General features: G+C 48.5%; 21 protein-coding genes. All 21 read right to left on the bottom strand.

The window, feature by feature from the left end; genetic code table 11:
* Nucleotides 1-3: 3 nt before the first annotated feature.
* Complete coding sequence (locus ACUY4S_RS08475; RefSeq protein ID WP_458022634.1) at nt 4-1,023, bottom strand: glycosyltransferase family 2 protein; 1,020 nt, start codon at nt 1,021-1,023, stop codon at nt 4-6.
* Nucleotides 1,016-1,576: an acyltransferase gene (locus ACUY4S_RS08470; RefSeq protein ID WP_458022635.1), complete on the bottom strand. Its 561-nt coding sequence runs from the start codon at nt 1,574-1,576 to the stop codon at nt 1,016-1,018. The genes ACUY4S_RS08475 and ACUY4S_RS08470 overlap by 8 nt, the downstream gene beginning before the upstream one ends.
* A complete protein-coding gene (locus ACUY4S_RS08465; RefSeq protein WP_458022636.1) occupies nt 1,563-2,861 on the bottom strand; it encodes an O-antigen ligase family protein in 1,299 nt (432 codons plus the stop codon). Before ACUY4S_RS08465 ends, ACUY4S_RS08470 begins: the two co-directional genes overlap by 14 nt.
* A 36-nt stretch (nt 2,862-2,897) precedes the next feature.
* The gene (locus ACUY4S_RS08460) at nt 2,898-3,857 is read right to left on the bottom strand and encodes a glycosyltransferase family 2 protein (protein ID WP_458022637.1); all 960 of its coding nucleotides are present in this window, start codon (nt 3,855-3,857) and stop codon (nt 2,898-2,900) included.
* Nucleotides 3,850-5,193, bottom strand: coding sequence for an MATE family efflux transporter (locus ACUY4S_RS08455; protein ID WP_458022638.1), 1,344 nt, complete (start codon nt 5,191-5,193; stop codon nt 3,850-3,852). The genes ACUY4S_RS08460 and ACUY4S_RS08455 overlap by 8 nt, the downstream gene beginning before the upstream one ends.
* Nucleotides 5,190-6,074 carry an NAD-dependent epimerase/dehydratase family protein gene (locus tag ACUY4S_RS08450; RefSeq protein WP_458022639.1) on the bottom strand — a complete coding sequence of 295 codons (885 nt, stop codon included), beginning with the start codon at nt 6,072-6,074 and terminating at the stop codon, nt 5,190-5,192. Before ACUY4S_RS08450 ends, ACUY4S_RS08455 begins: the two co-directional genes overlap by 4 nt.
* A 20-nt stretch (nt 6,075-6,094) precedes the next feature.
* The gene (gene rfbH, locus ACUY4S_RS08445) at nt 6,095-7,408 is read right to left on the bottom strand and encodes a lipopolysaccharide biosynthesis protein RfbH (RefSeq protein WP_458022640.1); all 1,314 of its coding nucleotides are present in this window, start codon (nt 7,406-7,408) and stop codon (nt 6,095-6,097) included.
* A gap of 21 nt (nt 7,409-7,429) precedes the next feature.
* Nucleotides 7,430-8,509 carry a CDP-glucose 4,6-dehydratase gene (gene rfbG, locus ACUY4S_RS08440; RefSeq protein ID WP_458022641.1) on the bottom strand — a complete coding sequence of 360 codons (1,080 nt, stop codon included), beginning with the start codon at nt 8,507-8,509 and terminating at the stop codon, nt 7,430-7,432.
* A 5-nt stretch (nt 8,510-8,514) separates the two neighbouring features.
* The gene (rfbF, locus tag ACUY4S_RS08435; RefSeq protein ID WP_458022642.1) at nt 8,515-9,288 is read right to left on the bottom strand and encodes a glucose-1-phosphate cytidylyltransferase; all 774 of its coding nucleotides are present in this window, start codon (nt 9,286-9,288) and stop codon (nt 8,515-8,517) included.
* 15 nt (nt 9,289-9,303) lie between these two features.
* Nucleotides 9,304-10,278 (bottom strand): FAD-binding oxidoreductase, encoded by a 975-nt coding sequence (locus ACUY4S_RS08430; protein WP_458022643.1) that lies wholly within the window; start codon nt 10,276-10,278, stop codon nt 9,304-9,306.
* A 6-nt stretch (nt 10,279-10,284) separates the two neighbouring features.
* Nucleotides 10,285-10,833 (bottom strand): dTDP-4-dehydrorhamnose 3,5-epimerase, encoded by a 549-nt coding sequence (rfbC, locus tag ACUY4S_RS08425; RefSeq protein WP_312687710.1) that lies wholly within the window; start codon nt 10,831-10,833, stop codon nt 10,285-10,287.
* A gap of 1 nt (nt 10,834) precedes the next feature.
* Nucleotides 10,835-11,713, bottom strand: a complete 879-nt coding sequence (rfbA, locus tag ACUY4S_RS08420) for a glucose-1-phosphate thymidylyltransferase RfbA (protein WP_458022644.1) — start codon at nt 11,711-11,713, stop codon at nt 10,835-10,837.
* A gap of 49 nt (nt 11,714-11,762) precedes the next feature.
* Nucleotides 11,763-12,662, bottom strand: a complete 900-nt coding sequence (gene rfbD, locus ACUY4S_RS08415) for a dTDP-4-dehydrorhamnose reductase (protein ID WP_458022651.1) — start codon at nt 12,660-12,662, stop codon at nt 11,763-11,765.
* Nucleotides 12,662-13,747: a dTDP-glucose 4,6-dehydratase gene (gene rfbB, locus ACUY4S_RS08410; protein ID WP_458022645.1), complete on the bottom strand. Its 1,086-nt coding sequence runs from the start codon at nt 13,745-13,747 to the stop codon at nt 12,662-12,664. The genes rfbD and rfbB overlap by 1 nt, the downstream gene beginning before the upstream one ends.
* 367 nt (nt 13,748-14,114) lie before the next feature.
* Complete coding sequence (gene galF / locus ACUY4S_RS08405; protein ID WP_312687713.1) at nt 14,115-15,008, bottom strand: GalU regulator GalF; 894 nt, start codon at nt 15,006-15,008, stop codon at nt 14,115-14,117.
* A 166-nt stretch (nt 15,009-15,174) separates the two neighbouring features.
* Nucleotides 15,175-16,587, bottom strand: a complete 1,413-nt coding sequence (gene wcaM / locus ACUY4S_RS08400; protein WP_312687715.1) for a colanic acid biosynthesis protein WcaM — start codon at nt 16,585-16,587, stop codon at nt 15,175-15,177.
* A gap of 11 nt (nt 16,588-16,598) precedes the next feature.
* Nucleotides 16,599-17,819, bottom strand: coding sequence for a colanic acid biosynthesis glycosyltransferase WcaL (gene wcaL / locus ACUY4S_RS08395; protein WP_458023567.1), 1,221 nt, complete (start codon nt 17,817-17,819; stop codon nt 16,599-16,601).
* A complete protein-coding gene (wcaK, locus tag ACUY4S_RS08390) occupies nt 17,816-19,096 on the bottom strand; it encodes a colanic acid biosynthesis pyruvyl transferase WcaK (RefSeq protein ID WP_458023566.1) in 1,281 nt (426 codons plus the stop codon). The genes wcaL and wcaK overlap by 4 nt, the downstream gene beginning before the upstream one ends.
* A gap of 32 nt (nt 19,097-19,128) precedes the next feature.
* Nucleotides 19,129-20,607 carry a colanic acid undecaprenyl disphosphate flippase WzxC gene (gene wzxC, locus ACUY4S_RS08385; RefSeq protein ID WP_312687722.1) on the bottom strand — a complete coding sequence of 493 codons (1,479 nt, stop codon included), beginning with the start codon at nt 20,605-20,607 and terminating at the stop codon, nt 19,129-19,131.
* A 9-nt stretch (nt 20,608-20,616) separates the two neighbouring features.
* Complete coding sequence (gene wcaJ / locus ACUY4S_RS08380) at nt 20,617-22,011, bottom strand: undecaprenyl-phosphate glucose phosphotransferase (protein WP_312687725.1); 1,395 nt, start codon at nt 22,009-22,011, stop codon at nt 20,617-20,619.
* Between the two features lie 58 nt (nt 22,012-22,069).
* Nucleotides 22,070-23,440: a colanic acid biosynthesis phosphomannomutase CpsG gene (gene cpsG / locus ACUY4S_RS08375; protein ID WP_458023569.1), complete on the bottom strand. Its 1,371-nt coding sequence runs from the start codon at nt 23,438-23,440 to the stop codon at nt 22,070-22,072.
* Nucleotides 23,441-23,529 lie beyond the last annotated feature (89 nt).

Here is a 23,529-nt window from a genome sequence, read left to right as displayed (position 1 = left end):
TCACTATTGCATGATTTTGCGGATGGCTTTGTAAACAAAACGTGAATTAGATTTCAACGTACAGTTGAGAAAATAAAATGCAAGTGGCACAGGGTGGCTCATTAAACCTAATGCCGCAAGTTCTTGCTTTAATTCTTTATTAACCTTGATGCTTTGCCCCGCATTCATTTCAAAAATATGGAATGACTGTCTGGTTGTGAGCTCCCGTTTTAACGACGTGTAAAGATCAACATTATGTTTTTCACCCACGCTTTTCGCAATGGTGAGAACACCACGCCACATGGCAGCACGCCCGCGAGCCGTGTAGCTGCCAGGGATATGAACTTCTTTATCGTCCGCCGCCTGACCAAACATGGGGGGGTTATCAGCACGGCCACCGATAATAGGTTGTGAGATATAGCCGATACCAGTACCGATAAAAGCTGAAGCTGCCAGATAGATTTGATAATAGAGTGAACCATCAAATTCTTCAGTATGTAATGTTTTTGCGAAAGGAACTTTGACAACTAATCCGCCAACAAAACCTGCTGTTCTGAAAATCATTTTTGGTTCTGATAAGCCCAATTTATAAATCGTATCTTTATCATTCAAGGAAGACAAACCAATTGGCTTGTTAATATCATGATTGAAACGCAAAAATGTGCGCGAAATGAAATTTACCTGAGAGTTTTTTGCGATATAGTTCTTCACTTCAGAGACAGCGTTAGGTAATAGTAGATCGTCATTACCCATAATCAACGCCCATTCTCCAGAAGCGCTTTCAATGCATTTTCTTAGATTTTTATCGTAACCAAGATTGGCTTCATTGATAATAAAAGTGAGCTTTATTTTATTTTTTTCGTACTCACTCCGAAAAGAATCAACCATCTTTTGAATATTGAATTTTTCCGGAGAGTTGTCTTCACAAATGAGCACTTCATCAGGGTAATTCTTCTGAGTCAGTACAGAATCAAGAAGTTCTTGCAACTCCTGAACCCGATTATAGCTTGGTATAACAACTGAAATTGTTGCGACATTACCCATTAGTCAGTTTCCTTATGAGTCTTGCTGGGTTTCCGGCAATAAGACTATTTTCTTCGAAATGCCCCTTTACAACTGAATTCGCAGCAATTATCGATCCCTTCCCAATAGATGCTCCGGCAAGGATCACCACATTGTCACAAACCCAGATGTTGTCTCCAATTTTTATCTCTGCAATATCATCCAGATCGCGTAACGCAGGAGGGAGATTTGGTTCATATTTTTCAGGACGTGTTGAACCATGTGAATGATCACCAATATAAATATTAGAACCCAATAGAACGTTATTCCCGATTTCTACTTTTTTCACTGCAGAGATATGAACGTTACAACTCATCATCACGTTTTCCCCGAAAATTATTTCCGGAAAAAAACGTTGTTTTTTATATTTATCGACCGCTTGTATCCAACAATTATCTCCAATTGAGCAGTTCGTCATTTTTATATATTTTGCCCCGAAAATCTTTGGATTAGTTCCCAACATTCGTATGGATAACTTGCGTGTGAGATTGTAATACAACGCACGCAACCTACTCTTAATTTTATAGGTCAACATAGCTTACTTCCCTGCATTCATAGAGTACTTTTCTTCTCTTAATTATAGTTTCACTATAAATAATAAAACACACGACCCAAAATAAAACAGACAGAATGCCTGCTTGTAACGAAGAACTCACCGCTGCAGACAACCAGTAAAGGAAGAATAATGCGAAGAAAAATTGCCGGGATCCCTTTGTTTTTTTATAGAAAACTCTGAACTGATATAACACAAGCACCTGAAACATCAAACCACCAAAAATGCCAGCTTCTAACAAACCATGGAAAATAAAGTTGTCGGTGTTAATTCTCTCGGTTGTTTTCGAGAGCGTACTTCCTGCACCCTGCGATCCCAGACCTTCTCCTAGCGGGTGTTTAACCAGAAAATCTACCGACTTTAATGCCATATCAAAACGCAACGTGGTGGAAACTTTTGAACCTTTGTCACTGTCGGTGAAACGCCCTATAAAAACATCAGAATAACTACTCAAAGAAATGGCAACAAGCAACAACAAAGCCATAAATGCAGCACTGATTTTGACTATAATATTACTGCGTAAAAGGAATATTAACCCAGCGAGTACTAGAGCAATAATTGCTCCGCGCGTAATTGACATAAAGCAGGCGACGGTAGAAAGTATGGCACCCAAAAAATTTACATACTTCGAACCATACTTACTAAAAATATTATAAGCAAAGAAGATGAAGGCAATAACCATCAAATAACCGAATGCCAGCGCATCAGCAAATCCCCCGTTGGCTCTAACGAGATCATAATACCGGTTAATAAGCGAAAAATTATCTCCACCGTAGTTCGGATTGTAGCCAAGCACTAGGGTGAATTGCCCATCGGTTACGACATCAATAATTGCAATCGTACTGGTGATAAGAAAAATAATAGTTAGAACTTGCTTTAAAAAAAGAGCAATTCGGCGCCAGCGGTCGCTGTCGTAATCATTATTGAAATAACACGCGAGGATACTAAAAACCATCGGATAGAAGACTAGCGCATGCAACCCCAAAACCACTTGTAAAATATTCGACTGATTCTCAATAATTGACAGCAGAATACCTACCAGCATCAGAATAAGAATTGTGCACAGCGTGCCATTGATTTTCACTCTTCCAGATAAAAATAATGCGTAGATAATCACTGCATAAAATAAAATGATAGCCATGCAGCGAATAAGCGGACCTATCGGCATATTTGAAACTTTAGGGAGCCACGAACTAAGATATGGAGAGCCAACGATTGTTATTATCAAAAAAAGAATGATTCTTTCAAACGAAACTCTGTTTAACATTTCAGATTTACCATATATGTTGGTGAATGCCAAAAATCACTTTCCCAGTATTCGTTTAATCAATGGTTTTAATTGATGAGAAAATTTAAGCAACGCAGGATTTAGATAAAAAAATCGCAAGAAATAACGATACATAGCCAAGTCTCTGAACGCATAATCACAGTCTGTCATAAAATCCTCTTTCTCATAGCCACGTGTTTTTTGCGCGTTATTAAGAAAATTCATTAAGAAGAGTGCGGCTGCGCTTCTGATTTTTTTACTGGCAAAATCTTTTCTGTTATAAAACGTATCCAAGAGAGAAGATAAATTCTTAGAGAAAACATGGAAAAGGCGGTATCCACCTGAATTATCTGGCGTTGCGTAGATCATTTTGTTATTAATAACTGCAAAATTTTTCCCATTCTTTAGCAGCGGCAGTTGCCAATACATATGCATCAGAAAAGAACCTTCTATCATAGTCGGTTTATTTTGACTAGCCAGTAACAAATACGCTTGCTTATTACACACCATGCCTGAAATGAAAGTGAACATTATGCCTACTCGCTTAATAAAGTCTTCGCTCGAGGTAAAAACATTATAACTCAACCGTTCATTTGATGCACAATGGGTAATAGTCGATGATATATAGAGTAAATTGTATGTATCCACATTTTTCAGTACAGATATTACATTCGCAATCGCATCATCACTAAGTACATCATCATCACCGATCATCCAGAAATATTTCGCAGTGGCTGATTCGAAACATTTTTTGAAATTACCATCCATACCAAGATTTTCATCGTTCCGAATGTATTGCGCTATAGATACATTGCTTAAAAAATCAGAAACAACCTCCTGCGTATGATCGGCCGATGCGTTGTCAATGATTATAACTTCTAAATCATGGTTATATTCTTTTATTTGGGGCTGAATAGACTCTAATAACCGTTTTAAATAATCCGCGCGATTATATGTAGGAATGGTTATCGATAATAGTTTTTGCACATCAGCCATTATTTCTTTTGAACTCCCTAAAAATCAAAAAGGCGTGAGGAACGAAATATACCCAGACTATTAAGCAATATACTACCATATACCATCTCTCGAAATGCAATACCGCTACTAACGACATACACGAGGTAGTTAAAATAGCCATAATCAGCGATGCCATCGCCATTTTTTCAATCTTATGGGCCCGAATATAAGTTGCCATACAGGCGACCAAATGTGAGCCTAAAATCGCCACGCAGAGAATTGAAAACTCTCCAGGTGAAAAGAAGCGTTGCGTAAAGTCAAACTCCAAATAATTGAGCGTAATCAATGAACAGATTGCGCCGATTAGGCAAATCAATACAAAACATGATGATTGGATAAGTGACCCACGAAAAGAAGCATCCAGTTCGGCTCTGTTGCCCTGAGAAATTAATTTTCCCCATTTAGGAAAACGGGTCGAAACCCAAGCCAGACCGGTTGCCATAATCATATTACAAAGCGTCAAGGACATCCCTAATTTACCGGCATAGACAGGGCCAAAGTACTTAAACGCGATTGGCGTCATAGCAAAAAAGATAAAATATCCTGACATCCAGCTTAAGGCGATTCGCCATTGCATCGGGAGAATTTCTTTTTTCCAAGAAATTCCAGAAAATGTCAAATTTTCAGCTATTTTTGTAAAAAAGGACTCATGTAACGTGCGACTGAAATAGCGCAATGCAAAAATTAAATAAACCACGCACCCCGAAATAGCAATAGCTGCGGTGGCATACAGACCATAACCACTTACAAGGAAGAATATAGATAATAATGCGGCTAGCGATGCCTGTATGGCTCGCATTTTATTTACTTTTACAACCAGGCCACACCCTTCAGCTATCGACACCACAGAGATAAAAAACACATTAATAGCAGTTGCAACGGTTAGTGTTATCCAGGCGTTCTGCCAGTGTATAGTACCATTGTTTTCAAGGCTGAAAAAGATATAACCTGTCGGTCCAACAAACAGCACGATGGCCATTGCAATAGCACCATACCATCTGATTGAAAATGTTACGATCGACAGGATGCGTTGTTTTTTTTGCAACTCACCTTCAAAGGTTTTACGTTCAATAACATATTGAAGCGCCGCCATTTCATGACTTACGAACTGAATAATAACGCCTGAAAAACCCAATTCGAATATAATTTGCAAAGCAACTAAAGAATTAAAAGTATAGTAATACCCTTGCAACTCTTCACTCAAAAAATGAGGAATTAATAAAATAATCGACAGACCTGATAATATCGATATTGTTTTTCCGAGCAAAACATAAATAACTGCCCTATCCATCCCGAGTCGTTGTAATATGCTCAAATTGACTTCTCTTTGCTCAACATTTTTTTCACACCCTCTTTCAAACTATAAGAAGGATGCCAACCTAATTTATTGAGATTTGTTAAATCTGCTTTTGAATCCATTATTTCATCATCTCTAAGCTTCATGGCACCATAATTAACTGGCGTAACACTTTTGAGTTGACATTTAATTTCTTCAATCATTTCTTTTAGAGAATGCGACTGACCTGTTCCGACTTCATATTCAACAAATTGCCTTGCTGGATGGCGTCTGAGAACAGCCATAAAAGCATTGATAACATCTTCGACATAGATAAAATCACGCCGCTGAACACCACTTGTGCATTTGACCTCTTCGGCAGTATCCACAAGCGCGCTGATGATAAAGGGGATAAATTTTTTAGCCCCATCACCTTCACCATAAACATGCTCTAAGCGAAGATTAGCAAAACCGGTGTCTGTATTAAGAAGAAACTCTCGGGCAACCTCTCTGAAATGTCGTTTGGACAGCATATACGTTTTCATGTACGAATACTGTTCCTCAAACTTACCGAAGAAGGTGTCTGCAGAGATAAATAATGGGATTTTATTCATCGCCGCAATTTCCATAAGACGAAGTGGCAGCAGGACGTTGCATTCATATTGTGACGTAACGCCTTTTTTTTCCCCCCGTCCATAATCAGTAGCCAGATGAATTATTGCATCCACACCATCCTGAAAAAATGGATGGGATTCAACGTCATCAATATTTATCCAGACAACATTCTCTGTTCTGGTGCTGATTGCGCTTTCTGGGCGTTTTAATGCTAATACAGTGTAACCTTCTGCTAATAGCTTTACGAGTAAATGCTTACCAATAAAACCACTCGCTCCGGTGAGGATAATTTTTTTGTTCAACATAAAACGCCCATCAATTGCTATCAGAAATTCAAACCAAAGAACTCTTCAAATTTGGAAACCACAAAATCCAAATGCTCTTTGGTCAGCCCTGGGTAAATACCGATCCAGAAGGTCTGATTCATAATACGGTCAGTATTTGTCAGCTCACCAACAACGCGGTATTTCACGTTGGCGAAGTAAGGCTGGCGAGTCAGGTTCCCGGCGAACAGCAGGCGCGTACCAATTTTAGCTTCATCAAGGAACTTCACCAAATCAACACGCGTTACGCCGCTGGTTTCTTTCAGGGTAATCGGGAAACCAAACCATGACGGATCGGATTTCTCTGTTGCTTCCGGCAGTTCGAGGAATTCCGCACAGGACTGTAACCCCTGCTTCAGGTACGCAAAGTTCTCTTTACGCAGGCGCACAAATTCGTTAATGCGCTCCAGCTGTGCCAGACCGCAGGCTGCCTGCATATCGGTGATTTTGAGGTTGTAACCCAAGTGGGAATAGGTGTACTTGTGGTCGTAGCCGAACGGCAGAGAGCCCAGTTGATGGCCAAAACGCTTGCCACAGGTGTTGTCGCAACCCGGCGCACAATAGCAGTCACGACCCCAGTCACGGAAGGACTCAATCAGCTTTTTCAGCTCGGAAGATTTGGTGAATACCGCTCCGCCTTCCCCCATTGTGATGTGGTGCGCCGGGTAAAAGCTGACGGTACCGATATCACCGAAAGTACCGACCATTTTTCCGTCGTAGGTTGTACCGAGCGCGTCGCAGCAGTCTTCAATCAGCCACAGATTATATTTATCCGCGATGCGGCGAACTTCAGTCAGATCGAATGCGTTGCCCAGTGTGTGAGCGATCATGATCGCTTTGGTTTTATCCGATACGGCGGCTTCGATAAGTTTGGAATCGACGTTGTACGTCGGAATATCCACATCGATAAATACCGGGATCAGGCCGTTCTGGATGGTTGGGTTAACCGTAGTCGGGAAGCCAGCAGCCACGGTGATCACTTCATCGCCCGGCTTCAGTGCACGATCGCCCAGCTTCGGGGAAGTCAGCGCGGTCAGTGCCAGCAGGTTTGCAGAAGAACCAGAGGTAGTGGTCAGTACATGCGGTACACCGATAAACTCACCCAGTTTTTTCTCGAACGCGTCATTGAAGCGGCCCGTTGTCAGCCAGCCATCCAGGGAGGCTTCAACCATCAGCTGAAGCTCTTTCGCGCCAATCACTTTACCAGAGGGCGGTACGACGCTGCTGCCAGCAACAAACGGCTTCGGACTTAACGCTTCGTCAGCATATTGGGCAACTAATTGAGAGATTTGCTCACGCAGGTTGTTTGCGCTCATTGCTTCGTTCCTGTTATTCAATTATTTCAAAGGAGTGTTCATGTATTCGCTGATTTCCTTCCGGGTGCGCATCAGCATGTCTTCGCCAGCAATCCATGCTTTGTGCCACTTCACAATACGCTCCAGCGTTTCAACAAGATCCCAGCGCGGCTGCCAGCCCAGACGCATACGCGCCTTTGAGCAGTCAAGTTTCAGGTAATGGGCTTCATGAGGATGCTCATTACCGTCCAGCAGCCATGCCGCATCGTCTCCCCAAATGTTCACCATGGTTTCGACGATAAATTGCACCGGCTTTGCATCATCTTCACGCGGACCAAAGTTCCAGCCCTCGGCAAATGCCGGCCCTTCGTTATACAGCCGCTGAGCAATCGTAATGTAGCCCGACAGCGGTTCCAGCACGTGCTGCCACGGACGTATCGCGTGAGGGTTGCGGATGATAACAGTTTGTTGCTTCTCAAACGAACGCAGAATGTCAGGAATCAGGCGATCTTTTGCCCAGTCGCCGCCGCCAATCACATTGCCTGCGCGCACGGAAGCGAGTGCAACACCATGTTTTTCGTAATCTTTCTCATTAAAGAAAGAATTGCGATACGCCGAAGCCACCAGCTCTGCGCAACCTTTGCTGTTTGAATAGGGATCATATCCCCCCATCGCTTCGTGCTCGCGATAGCCCCAGACCCATTCGCGGTTGTCGTAACATTTGTCGCTGGTGATATTCACCACCGCTTTTACGCCACCAACACGTTTAACCGCTTCCAGTAAATGGACGGTACCCATAACATTAGTCGAATAGGTTTCAACAGGCTCATCGTAAGAGAGTCTGACCAGCGGCTGTGCAGCCATATGAAAGACAATTTCTGGTTTGAACTCATTGATGGCAGCCGATAACTGATCATAGTTACGGATGTCACCAATGGTGGAATCAATCAGCTTTTCCACCCCGGCGCTGTCGTATAAAGACGGCTCTGTCGGCGGATTCAGCGAATAGCCTTTAAGCACGGCGCCCATGGATTGCAGCCACAGCGTCAACCAGGAACCTTTGAAACCGGTATGTCCGGTAATAAAGACACGTTTGCCCTTCCAGAATGAAGCATCAATCATCCGCATTACTCCCACGTTTTCCAGGGAGCGGTCCCTTTTTCCCAGAGTCCTTCGAGATAAGTTTTATCACGCAGGGTATCCATCGGCTGCCAGAAACCAGGATGTTCGAACGCCATCAATTCGCCCTGCTCTGCCAGCTTCATCAACGGTTCTTGTTCCCATGTGGTGGCATCGTTATCAATCAAATCAATAACGGATGGATTAAGCACAAAAAAACCACCGTTAATCATTGCGCCGTCGCCTTTCGGCTTCTCTTTAAACGAACGCACCTGTCGATTCTGAATATCCAGCGCGCCAAATCGGCCCGGAGGGAAAGTCGCCGTCAGCGTCGCTTTTTTGCCATGTTGACGATGGAAATCAATGGTGGCGGTAATATCAAGATCGGAGACGCCGTCGCCATAAGTAAAAAGAAAAGCTTCGTCATCTTTGACGTAATCGCGAACACGTTTCAGTCGCCCGCCGGTCATGGACGCTTCACCGGTATCAACGAGGGTAACATTCCAGGGTTCAACGCGTTTTTGATGAACTTCCATGCGGTTTTCCGCCATATGGAAGGTCACATCTGACATATGAAGAAAATAGTTGGCGAAATACTCTTTAATCACATATCCCTTATAGCCGCAGCAAATGACGAAATCACGGATACCGTGAGCAGAGTACATTTTCATAATATGCCACAGGATGGGCTTCCCACCGATCTCAACCATCGGCTTTGGTTTTAATACCGTTTCTTCACTTAAACGTGTACCCAGGCCACCGGCTAATATCACGGCTTTCATATCTTTGTCCTCAAATTATTTTGATACGGTAAACGCGTCTGAATAAAAATGTTTAGCCGGCAATCCCAACGTCATCAAATCCTTTCGACTAGCTTCGATCATCACGGGCGAACCACAAGCATAAACATCAAAATCTTCTAAATTATCGAAATCCTCTACAACCGCATTATGGACAAAACCTCTGCGGCCCTGCCACTCGCCTTGATCGCTGGAGACGACGGGAATAAAACGAATATGGGTATATTGCGAAGACCATTGCTGCGGTAAAGAAGAGTAGAAATGTTCTTCCCGTTGCATGCCCCAGTAAATATAAATATCGCGCTGTGTCTGCTCAGCCAGTAATGACTCCACCATGGCTTTAACCGGGGCAAAACCAGTACCACCAGCAATAAATATAACCGGGCGATCATTTTTACGGATAAAAAAGGTTCCGCATGGGCCTTCAATACGCATTAAGGTATTCGCGGCCAGTCCGCCAAATACCAACTGACTCATTTGCCCGCCGGGTACATTACGGATATGTAGCTCAATGCCTTGTTTCTCATCGGCGTTTGCCACCGAATAACTGCGCGTGACGCCCTGATATTGCAAATTGATGTACTGCCCCGGCAGATAGTTAATTTGTGCGGTCGGCGGAAAGCGGAGGATCAGTTTAAGCACGTCCGCAGAGACATATTCGGCAGAAACGACCTTACAAGGCGTGATTTTTTTCACCTGCCCGGCGAGCTCCGGATAATAGGTCGCCTGCAGCGACACATCTCCAACAGGGTGGCAACTGCAAGTCAGAATGTTATTGCCCGCCGTAATAAGGCTCTCTTGCGCATCGCGAACCTCACCTGAAAGCAATTGCGCTTCGCAAACCCCGCAGCTGCCATTCTTGCAACTGTGCTCCAAGTGGATACCTGCATCCAGCGCAGCATCCAGCAGGGTTTTTTCGCTTTCACCGGAAAAGGAGATATCCGCCGGGAAGATTTTAATTAAATGAGACACAGGCTTTTACTCAAACATTTTTGCATCGGTAAAGGAAGGCGCGGCAGCATCTTTCGCCGAGAGCTCGGGCTCTGCGTTAAGCGGCCATTCGATATTCAGTTGCGGATCATTCCAGGCAATGCTGCCTTCAGACTGTGGAAAATAATAGTTGGTGGTCTTATAAACAAATTCTGCCGTTTCACTGAGAACCACGAATCCGTGAGCAAATCCTTCCGGGATCCATAGCTGGCGTTTATTTTCCGCCGACAAATGCACGCCGACCCACTGGCCAAACGTGGAGGAGCTTCGGCGGATATCTACCGCCACGTCAAACACCTCACCAGCAACGGCGCGAACTAATTTGCCCTGCGCATGAGGTGCCAACTGATAATGCAGACCACGCAGCACCCCTTTTTTGGATTTGGAGTGATTATCCTGAACAAAACGGACTTCGCGGCCAACAGCCTCTTCAAAAATGCGCTGGCTAAAGCTTTCAAAGAAAAATCCGCGATCGTCACCAAAGACTTTAGGTTCAAAAATCAGTACATCGGGAATCGCAGTTTTGACAATATTCATCTTAATGACCTTTAACCATTTTCAGCAGATACTGACCATAGGCATTTTTTTTCAGCGGTTCTGCTAAAACTTTCACCTGCTCCGCATCGATAAATTTCTTACGGAAGGCAATCTCCTCAGGGCAGGAAACTTTCAATCCCTGGCGCGCTTCGATGGTTTGAATGAAGTTACTGGCTTCAATCAAACTCTGGTGCGTGCCGGTGTCCAGCCACGCATAGCCACGCCCCATCATCGCCACGGACAAACGGCCCTGCTCCATATAAATCCGGTTGATGTCGGTAATTTCCAGTTCACCGCGTGCAGAAGGCTTAAGATTTTTCGCCATGTCGATAACATCATTATCGTAGAAATAGAGCCCGGTCACCGCATAGTTACTTTTCGGCTCAAGCGGCTTCTCTTCAAGGCTGATGGCAGTGCCTGCACTGTCGAACTCCACCACACCGTAACGCTCTGGATCGTTAACATGGTAAGCAAACACCGTCGCGCCGCTCTCCTGATTAACCGCAGTATCCATCAGTTTTGGTAGGTCATGGCCATAGAAGATGTTATCACCCAGCACCAGCGCACAAGGATCGTTGCCAATGAACGCTTCGCCGAGGATAAAAGCCTGTGCCAGGCCATCCGGGCTTGGCTGGAGTTGATATTGCAGATTAAGGCCCCACTGGCTGCCATCGCCGAGCAATTGTTCAAAGCGAGGCAAATCCTGTGGCGTGCTGATGATTAAAATGTCGCGTATCCCTGCCAGCATTAACGTGGACAAAGGATAATAGATCATCGGCTTATCATAAATTGGCAGCAGTTGTTTACTCACAGCCATGGTCACCGGGTACAGGCGTGTGCCGGAACCGCCCGCCAGTATAATTCCTTTACGTGTTTTCATTTTGTTATCTCGAACAAAAGTGGCCATCACACAGAAAAATGACGCCTCGTTAAAGCGTCACAGAGGTAAAAAGTTCTTCCAGCATGCGTTTTACACCCGTTTCCCATTGCGGAAGCACAAGCCCAAACGTGCGCTGGAATTTCTCTGTGTTGAGGCGTGAATTATGCGGGCGTTTTGCCGGTGTAGGAAAGGCTTCAGTGGACACGGCATTAACGTTGTTTACCGCAAGGGTAATGCCCGTTTTACGCGCCTGCTCGAAAACCAGTTGCGCATAGGCATGCCAGGTGGTTGTTCCGCTGGCGACGAGATGGTAAAGCCCCGCGACGTCAGGCTGCTGCTGTGCAATGCGAATAGCATGTGCCGTACAGTCAGCCAGCAGTTCCGCGCCGGTCGGCGCACCAAACTGATCGTTAATCACGGACACGGTTTCACGCTCTTTCGCCAGCTTTAGCATGGTTTTAGCGAAATTATTGCCTTTACCGGCATATACCCAACTGGTACGAAAAATCAGATGTTTCGGGCAAAACTGCTGTACGGCCTTTTCGCCCGCTAATTTTGTTTCACCGTAGACATTCAGCGGCGCCGTTTCATCGTTTTCGCACCAGGGTTTATCCCCGGTCCCCGGAAAAACGTAATCGGTCGAGTAGTGAATCAGCCATGCATTGAGGGCGGCGGCTTCGCGCGCAATCGCGGCAACACTGGTCGCGTTTAACAGTTCAGCAAACTCGCGTTCTGATTCTGCCTTATCTACCGCGGTGTGCGCTGCGGCGTTAACAATTACATCAGGACGGATACGGCGCACCGTTTCAGCAACCCCATGCGGATTGCTGAAGTCTCCACAGTAGTCGGTGGAGCTTACATCAACCGCGATAACATTGCCCAGCGGGGCGAGCGCGCGTTGCAGCTCCCAGCCGACCTGCCCGGTTTTGCCGAATAACAGAATATTCATCATGAGCGTTTCTCGTAGTTCTGTTCGATCCAGCTTTTGTAGGCACCGCTTTTAACATTCTCAACCCATTGCTGGTTATCCAGATACCACTGCACAGTCTTGCGGATACCGGACTCGAACGTTTCCTGCGGTTTCCAGCCCAACTCGCGGCTGATTTTATCCGCATCGATCGCATAGCGGCGATCGTGACCGGGACGGTCAGTAACATAGGTGATTTGATCGCGGTATGACCCAGCCTTCGGCACCATTTCGTCCAGCAGATCGCAAATGATGTGCACCACCTCCAGGTTCTGCTTCTCATTATGGCCGCCAATGTTGTAGGTTTCACCCGCCACGCCGCCGGTCACCACGGTATACAGCGCGCGTGCGTGGTCTTCTACATACAGCCAGTCGCGGATCTGATCGCCTTTACCGTAAATTGGCAATGGCTTACCTTCGAGAGCGTTGAGGATCACCAGCGGGATCAGTTTTTCCGGGAAATGGAACGGACCGTAGTTGTTCGAGCAGTTGGTCACGAGGGTCGGAAAACCGTAGGTTCTGCGCCAGGCGCGAACCAGGTGATCGCTGGAAGCTTTAGAAGCAGAGTAAGGGCTGCTCGGCGCATAGGCGGTCTGTTCTGTGAACAGCGGCAGCGCCTGCCCGGCAGAGACTTCATCCGGATGCGGCAAATCGCCGTACACTTCATCCGTCGAAATATGGTGAAAGCGGAAAGCCTGTTTTGCTGTGCTCTCCAGCGTGGTCCAGTATGCGCGCGCCGCTTCAAGCAAAACATAGGTACCAACAATGTTAGTTTCAATAAAAGCGGCCGGGCCAGTAATAGAACGATCGACATGGCTTTCGGCCGCCAGATGCATGACGGCATCCGGTTTATGTTCCGCGAAAATACGCGCCATCTCTGCGGCATTGCAAATATCGGCATGCTCAAAAAAATAGCGGTCATTGTCCGCAACAGTAATAAGTGATTCAAGGTTGCCGGCATAGGTTAATTTATCAACATTAACCACAGAATCTTGCGTATTATTAATGATATGCCTGACAACGGCCGACCCAATAAAGCCAGCGCCACCTGTGACCAGTATTTTCACGAGATTTTTCCGTTCTTGCTTTGCATTGTCTTAAATGAAGGAGAGCGATGAAGAATAACGCAGGGAAATTCAGACACGCTACCGCCCCTGGCTCTTCAGCTACCAGTGTACTGTACGATGACGGCTCATTTTTATGCCAGCGCATTTAGCTGACCATCAAGCACAAAAAGTTAAACGGCTATTCTCCGCCGAAACAGCCCCGGAAACAAGGGAAAATCACACCCTCCCCCTTGTACTGCTCACACACTGACCTTTGCTTATTTATTGATTCATATACAAAATAAAAGGGCAGAAAGAATATGCCGAAGACATTATCGTCTTACCGCCACTCTTTACTGCCCCTGCAAACGTATTGCGAATTATTCGCTTATTGCGCCAGCAATTTTTTAATGCTTTCGCGGAATTTCTGGCCTTCTTTCAGATTACGCAGCCCATAGTTAACAAAGGCCTGCATATAACCCATTTTTTTACCGCAATCGTAGCTTTCGCCGGTCATCAGCATCGCGTCGACGGACTGTTTATTCGCTAATTCAGCAATGGCATCGGTTAACTGAATACGGCCCCATGCGCCCGGCTCGGTTTTTTCCAGCTCCGCCCAGATATCGGCAGAAAGTACATAACGCCCTACTGCCATCAGATCGGAGTCCAGCGTCTGTGGCTGATCCGGTTTTTCAATAAACTGAACAATACGGCTGACTTTTCCTTCGCTATCCAGCGGCTCTTTGGTCTGAATCACTGAGTATTCAGAGAGGTCGCCTTTCATGCGTTTCGCCAGCACCTGGCTACGGCCCGTTTCAGCAAAGCGCGCAACCATCGCCGCGAGGTTATAGCGCAGCGGATCGGCGGTAGCGGTATCGAGAACGATATCCGGCAGAACGACAACAAACGGGTTATCGCCCACAATCGGACGTGCGCACAAAATCGAGTGACCCAGCCCCAGCGGCTGTGCCTGACGCACGTTCATAATGGTCACGCCCGGCGGGCAAATGGATTGCACTTCCGCCAGTAATTGACGCTTAACACGCTGTTCAAGCAGCGCTTCAAGCTCATAGGAGGTGTCGAAGTGGTTCTCAACCGCGTTTTTAGACGAGTGAGTGACCAGCACGATTTCTTTGATCCCTGCAGCAACAACTTCGTCGACGATGTACTGAACCATCGGCTTGTCGACAATCGGTAGCATCTCTTTTGGAATTGCTTTGGTGGCGGGAAGCATATGCATCCCCAGACCCGCTACCGGAATAACTGCTTTCAAATTAACCATTGATTTCTTCCACCTATAAATAATTGGATGAATTATAGACCTTTACGCTATTTTCGCCAGTGGGTTCGCAGCCCGCTACAGTGAAAGATTGTTACGCCAAATGTCCCGGGCTGTAGATTTACGCCTGTCCTGCAGATCAAATCACCAGGATTTATCGTAAACTGACTTATCGTTTTTGAGCGGGTAAACGGAAATTCAAATTATTGGTATTCACCACATGCTGATCGACATTGTCGATATCCACTGAACTTTGCCCATGTTCATTTACAGCATGAATATTCGCCAGCGACAGCAGCGTATCTTGTTTGGCCATAAAACGGCCACGCACATCTTTGCGTAAATCAAAATTCAACTTCAGCGCCGGGCCGACTGCGGCTTCCTGCATCACATTGATATCACGTAAAAAAAGATGCTGAGGTTTGTTATGCAGCGTGAGCGTTGCGCGTTGCATTTTCAGTTTTGTTATTGCCACAAACGAGGTGGCATTACCCGATGATATCTGGATACCGCGCAGCTTATATTTACTGCTGGTGTTGTCCTGATGGATGTCGTTGAGCTTAAAATTCTGAGGAATGGAGAGGTAGTTACCCTTAATCACCCCATAGCCGATTAACATTCCCGCACTGTTAACCATGCTGACATTATCAATCACAAAGTTGTCGCAGCCATAAATGGCCACCGTCGCATTATCAATCCCCGCCGTTTTGCTGAAATCCGGGGTGATATTTTCCGCTTTGATATTACGGATAAGGAAGTGCTTACCGTTCTCCACATGCACCAACTGACGACAGTTGCTGCCAGTGATATTCGCCACAACAAAGTTCTTAACGGCCTGATCTTCAGGGTAAGTATTGTCGTAGGTACTGCCCGCCAGACCAATACCGATGCCCCAGTTCACCTTGCCGTTTGTGCAATCGATATTGTTGATGACATGGTCAGAAATCAGAATGTTGCGATCGTTAATCGCCACGTTCCATTCAATCGCATCGCCCTGCAAATCACTAAAATGACCGTTGGTAATGCGCACGCCATCCAGCTGATTATGATAGCCCTGACGCAGGATCGCGTAGTTTGCTTTGGTGACGGTGATTTGGTCGATCACCAGGTTACGCATCACCCGTTTTTCTTTGCCGCCAATGTAAATTTGCATCACCGGCCCATAGCCGCTCATCGATACGCCTTTGATGACGCAGTCAGAGCCGCGCACATCCAGCGTAATGTTGTAGAGGCTACCGCCGTTCTCGCCAATGACGCGGCTACCATCCTGCAGGACAAAACGACCGCGGCCGCTGCCCTTCAGGGCTCCGCGTATCAGCAACGTTTTGCCTGCCGGTATAAAAATCCCGGTGTTGATATTTTCACACACCAGGCCTGCGGGGATCTCCACCGTTTGCCCATCGTTAAAGGCCTGCTTCAACGCCGCAGGCCAGTCGTTATTATTGTACTTACGGATATCAACGGTGCCGCCCCCCGTGACCGCACGCGCGGCCGGAGAGTGCAAAAGGGGCAAAGCCGCCAGGGCTGAACCGGCGGCGAGGAAGGAACGTCGGGTAAGGGCTGTTGATTTCTTAGCGGCCATAAAACCTCTGTTCAAAGCGTTTGCAGCAGACTTGCCAGTTGCTGATTAATGATTTTTTGGTTGAAGTCGGACTCGACCTTTTCGCGCGCACGGGTAACGACCGGCACCAGATCCTGATCCTGCATCTTGCCGAACGCCGCGAGGCGCTGCGCCAGCGCTTCCGCATCGTTTTCCGGTACCAGCCAGCCAGATGCGCCAGCTTCAATCAATTCCGGAATGCCGCTGTGCACCGTAGAAACCACCGGGATCCCCACCGCCATAGCTTCCATCAAGGCCACCGGAATGCCCTCCATGTCGCCATCCGCGCCGGTAACTGAAGGCAGCAGAAACACATCTGCTTCATCGAGCATCGCTTTGACTTCATGGCTGGGCTTGAAACCCGGCATCTCAATGACATCTTCCAGTTGAAACTGTTCGATCAGCGTGCGCAGGCGTCGTTCCCACGGGCCAATGCCAAGAATGCTGTATTTAAAGGCGACGCCACGTTCTTTTAGTAAACGGCAGGCTTCAATCGCCACATGCAAGCCCTTCTTCTCGGTCAGGCGGGCAACGGAAATAATCTGCAGCGGAGAGCCTGGCGCCTTGACCGGACGCAGGCTGAAGCGGGTCATATCAACACCCATGCGTGAAACGGCAATTTTCTGTTCCGGGCAGCCCATACTCTTCAGGCGCCCGGCCCACAATTCACTGATCGGCAACATCAAATCGCCACGCTGAAACAGTCGCTGATACTCCGGGGTGTAGTGATTAAGCACCTCGCGGTGCGAAACATCGATACCGTGAAAAACCGTCGCAATTTTACCCTTCAGCACCCCCAGCTCGCGCAGCTTAGCTGCCGTGACGCCCGCGGGACCAAAATGGGCAATAAACACATCCGCGGTAAAGGCGCGCGGTGCGAGCGCGCAAATGGCCGAGAGGATCAAATTGCGCGCTTCATCCCCGTAGCGTGACATGTTCAGCGCTTTCCAGGTGGACGATTTCCAGCAGCCGCGCGCGATGGCTTGCGCGCGATAGCTCAGTTTCGCCAACTTCCCTTCCGGCTCAGCCAGCAGCCAGTGCGTCTTCTCCGCCAGCTTATAGTCGGTATACGCTGCGTGCGTATTACTCATATCGCCCTTATGCAGGGCGACGATTTCCACCTCAAATCCCATATTGATAAAAGCAACAATCTGGTTGAGGACAAAAGTTTCAGACGAGAGAGGAAACTTCAGCAGAAAAAAGCTGACTTTCATTTCACCCCCTGCACGCGATCGAGCACCGATTTCACCATCGTCATGCCCTTCTCGCGCTCCGCCGCCACTGCGGTCGCCAGGCGCGCATTGATGGCAGGCAGTTGACCAAGCGTATCGGCAGCCATTGATGCCAGCGAACCATCCAGCAGGTGGCGAATATCCACGGCCATTTCCGGCATCCCAAGTTGTTGCATAATGCCGGCCGACTTGTGTTCGTAGTTAATGGCAATTGCCGGCGTGCCAAAGTTCATGGAGATAATGGCCGAATGCAGACGCGTCCCCACGGTTAAATCACAAGCGCCGAGGATTTTGCCCATTTCCAGGTCGTTCAGCTCATCCATGACCACATGGTAGCGCGACGGGTCGCTGACATACTGGCGCATATTCAAGGCCACCATCCGGTCATCCTTGTTATAGCTATCGATCCCGGTACAGGTCGACAGAGCAATAACCTGGTAACCCGCATCAATAATACGATTCACCACGCCTGCAAAGGCCTGTTCGTAGGCTTGCTGCGTGGTGTTAAGGCGTTTATCAAACGGCGCCAGCTCACGCAGCGTGATCGCCACGGTCTTCTCTTTCGCCGCCAGATCCAGCCAGTGCTGCACCGCATAGCTGGCAACAAAATCCTGCTGGTGATGATCTACCAGCCAGGCCGTGTCGACGCCCTGCTCCACTTTGCTGGTGGTGATATTGCTTTGCTTCATTAAGTTCAGGCTGACGGTTTCACGCAGTATCAACGCCTGGCAGTGACCGAACACATAATTCGCCAGTTGATTGAACTGCTCATTCTGGAACGGCCCAACGCTGTGACCAATCATGTAGAGCGGTTTTTTCGCCATAAACGTACAGAGTGCATGCTCAAACTGCGGCACGCCATAGAGATCGACGAAGAAGGAGCCGCCCACCTGAATAATGACGTCGTAGCCGGAGAGTAGACGAACAAAATCGGTAAAGCCCTGCGCAATCGCAATGTTGCGCAGCTTGCCGGTGTCGGTCACGCGCGACAGCAGCACCTGGTGCTGATAACGGCGGCGCAGCACTTTTTTCACGCGCCCCATTAACCCGGCAGCGTTATTGTGCTCTTTCATCTGACTGTAAAGGGGATCGCCCATCACCGGGCGATTTAACAACCACGATGAGCTCACCGGATAACGGCTCATCACATCGACTTCTGCGTCAGGCTCAATCAGGGCAATCGCATCCAGCAATCCGCGTAAAATTGCGCTGTCGCCACGGTTACCGCAGGTGTGATTGCCAAGGATCAATAATTTCATAACGACCTCTTAAAGGGGTTCAATAACGTTTCTTAGCCTGCGCGGAGCAGCGTTTTTAATTTCTCGTTGCGGCAAAACTGACGCTTCATTTCCACCACCAGCGCATTGCGCGAAACAATCAGCATCAGCGCAAAAGCGACCACACCGGCAGCAACCTGAATTGCCAGCATGGCGGCCAGCGGCATATGGCCATTCAGTGCCAGCCCCAGGCCATAGCTGACCACCAGCGTCGGCAATGACAGGTAGAACGGCAGCCACAGGCTCAAAATGTACTGACGGTAGCTGGAGCCCAGTACCGGTTTAATCATCACGAAGTAGCTCAGAATGGTGTTGATAATTTGCACCAGCAAGAAACCAAGCGTTACGCCCAGCGCGCCAGCCAGATGCCCGCCGATGATGATGGCCGGGATAAACAGAAACGTTTTAAAGACATTGAATTTAAAACTGATATCCACGCGCGCTTTTGCCATCAGCAGTGAGCCAATCGGGTTTCCGACCGCACGCAGCAGCCCCACGATGCACAGCAACTGCAGGATCGGAATAATGCTGTTCCATTTGTCGCCAAATACCAGTGGCACGAAGTTATTCGACACCACCATCAGCCCGAGCAGAATTGGAAAATTAATGATCCCCACGACCGACAGCAGTTTGTAGAAGTTCACGCGCAGTTTCTCAGTATCGTCCTGAATTTTTGCAAAAGCCGGGAACAGCACGCGGGTGATAATTGGGTTTAACTTCATCGGCGGCACCACCGCCACGTTGTACGCCAGGTTATATCCCCCGGCGACGCTGGCACCAAGAATGCGCGCCAGCACCAGTGTTGAGAGGTTGGTGTTGACGTAATTGATAATGCTGTCTGCGGTCAACCATGCGCCAAAACGCAGGTTTGAACTTACCGATGCAAGGGAAAAATGCAGCCCAGGACGGTAGATCTTACGACCAAAATAGCCGAACAGCAGCGTGCGCACGGCGCTATTGACCAGATAACCGAGGATAGCGGTCATCGCCAGCGGCCAGAAAAAGGCGCTCACCACGGTGAAGCTAAAGCCTGCCAGTACCGACAGCGTTTCAATGGCGCCGATTTTGTTGAACTCCAGCTCCTTTTGCATCAAGGCGCGGAACTGCTGACCGTGCGGGATAACCACAAAAGCCAACGACAGCGTCTTGATGAGCGGCGCCAGGTCCGGGTTATTCAGCACATCGGCAATCACACCGCTCAGGGAAAAAACCGCCACGCAGACCACAATCCCCAGCCCGACGTTCAGCCAGTAAAGCGTGGTCAGCTCAAGGTGGCTTATCTCTTTACGCTGAATAATAGAGTTAGCGATACCGAAATCCGACAGCGTGTCCGCCAGGGCGATAATCACCAGCGATACGGTCAGCAGACCAAACTGGTGATTATCGATAATGCGCGCCAGAACCGTCATCTGTACCAGCCCCAGACCAATAATGGTCAAGGTGGCCATGGCTGACCACTTGGCGCCGCTGATGGTTTTCTCTCTCAGGCTCATGACCTTTCCTTAATACGCCGCTTTGTTAACAAAGCCTTTAAAGATGGTCAGAAAAACAATTTTGATATCGAACCACAGGCTCCACTCACGGATATACTCAAGGTCGAATTCAATACGTTTTTCCATTTTTTCCAGCGTGTCGGTTTCGCCACGCCAGCCGTTGATCTGCGCCCAGCCGGTGATGCCAGGTTTCACTTTATGACGCAACATGTAGCCTTCAATCAGCGAGCGATACTGCTCATTGTGCGCAACCGCATGCGGACGCGGCCCAACGATGGACATCCCACCAGTAAGCACGTTGATAAACTGCGGCAACTCATCCAGCGAGGTCCGGCGCAGGAAACTGCCGACGCGAGTAACACGGGGATCGTTCTGTGTGGCCTGCGTCACCACTTTGTCGTTCTCCATCACGCGCATTGAACGGAATTTCCACACTTTGATAGGCTTACCGTCCATACCGTAGCGGGTCTGGCGGAAAATAATCGGCCCCGGTGAGCTCATCTTCACCGCCACGGCAATGGCCAGCAGCACCGGCGAAATCAGCAGCAGGATCAGCGACGAGAGCACAATGTCTTCAATGCGCTTCAGGATACGGTTTACCCCGGACAACGGCGTGTCATACAGCGGGACAACCGGCACGCCATTCACTTCTTCAATACGTGAATGCAGGATATTAAAGGTAAAGACATCCGGAATAAGGATCACCGAACAGGTGGTATCCGCCAGATCGCGCACCAGCTTTTTAATGCAACGCGAGTCATTCATCGACATAGCGATATAGACATTATGGATTTTGCCAGACTTGGCATCTTCAACCAGTTGATCGAGATTGCCAGCCCAACCGGTGGTAATACCGCCAGGCTGCGGATCGTGGTACACCCCCACCACATCAAACCCCAGCCAGGGCTCATTACGGAAGCCTTCAAGCAGTTCCTGGCCGATGGGCAGGTCCCCGGCCACCGCGACGCGTCGGGTGTTGTAACCCAGGTTACGCAACCAGCCCGCGCCGAAACGTATCACCGCACGGCTCAGCATTAAGCCCATACTGGTTAACAGATACCAGGCAAGGTAGATATTGAAGGTGTTGTCAAAATCATTGTTGAACGCCAGCACGCCCGCGCTGAAGATCAGACTTAATGTCCAGTTCTGCAGCAGCAACGTCAGTTCAGTCATCATTTTGACGCCCCGCCAGGAGCGATAAAAATCAGTCATCCCGCCAATCATCTGGAAGACGACCAGGGTAATCAGAGCCATCATGAGATGCATGTAAAAAAACGGCAACCCGTTCACCTTGCACACCACCCACAGCCCGCCAAACATAATGGTGATGTCAGAGAAGCGCTGCACGATGGAGATTAACGATGCATTCGTTTTGGCCCGGTCACGCTTTTTTAGATTCGTCATCGTTGTACCTGCCTGTTTGTTCGCTCTCCCCCGACCAGGGGAGAGGAACGCCTCATAGTTACTGATTCAACAGCGCCAGAATTTCCTGCGTTCGTGCTTCCATCAACGAGACATCGTGACGGGATTCCACGTTCAGACGCACCACCGGTTCGGTGTTGGAAGAGCGCAGGTTAAAGCGCCAGTCGGCGAAAGCGATGCTGATCCCGTCCGTGCGGTCGATCTCCAGCGCACCCGGGGTAAAATGTTGTTCAACACGGGCAATCGCCGTGGCCGGATCGGCCAGTTTGCTGTTGATTTCACCGCTTGCGGGGAATGCCACCATGCGATCGCTGACCAGTTCAGCCAGCGTTTTGCCTTTCAGGCACAGCAGTTCGGTTACCAGCAGCCAGGGGATCATGCCGCTGTCGCAATAGGCAAAGTCGCGGAAGTAGTGGTGTGCGCTCATTTCGCCACCGTAAATGGCATCTTCCTGGCGCATACGCTCTTTGATAAAGGCGTGGCCGGTTTTCGACATTACCGGGGTACCGCCAGCGCGGCTTACCACGTCGACGGTATTCCAGGAGAGACGCGGATCGTGGATGATCCTGGAGCCGGGGTGTTTTTCCAGAAACGCTTCCGCCAGCAACCCCACGATGTAATAGCCTTCGATAAACTGGCCGTCACCGTCAAACAGGAAGCAGCGGTCAAAGTCGCCGTCAAACGCAATACCCATATCGGCGTTGTGTTCAATCACCGCATTACGGGTATCGGCGCGGCACTCCGGCAACAGCGGGTTAGGAATACCGTGCGGGAAGGTGCCATCCGGGTCGTTATGCACTTTCACGAAGGTTACCGGCACATTCAGTGCCTTAAAGCGGGCTTCAATCGCATCGATCACCGGGCCTGCGGCACCGTTACCGGAGTTAATCACCAGTTTTAACGGCGTCAGGTTGTTGGTGTCGATATAGCCAAGCAGATGGTCAATATAGGCATCGCGCAGGTCGATTTGTTGATAGCTCCCGCGTTTTTCCGGGTTCACCGGCGGGAAATCGTTCGCTTCCGCCAGACGCTGCACATCGCGCAGACCGGTATCACCGCTGATCGGGCGCGCACCCTTACGCACCAGTTTCATCCCGTTGTAGTCCATCGGGTTGTGGCTGGCGGTGACTTCAATGCCGCCATCCACGCCGAGGTGGAAGGTGGCGAAATAGATCTCTTCCGTACCGGAAAGCCCGATATCAAGCACATCGACGCCGGCGTCCTGCAGACCCTTTGCCAGCGCCATTTTCAGCGACTCGCTGGTCTGCCGTACATCACCGCCCAGCACAATTGTCTCGGGCTTCAGGTATTCACCGTAGGCGCGGCCAATACGCCATGCAATATCTTCATTCAGTTCATCGCCCAGCTTTCCACGGATATCGTAAGCTTTAAAACAGGTTAATTTTTCCATCATTACCTCTTCTTCAGGCAACAGTCAGCCTTGACCGCAAAATGGCCATCAATATGGGATTAAAAAAAGTGTGCAGACCGGATGAGGTC

The organism is Kosakonia beeri (assembly GCF_054165705.1).
Note: the sequence above shows the minus strand (reverse complement) of the source record. Positions and strands in the feature narration are given on the sequence as shown.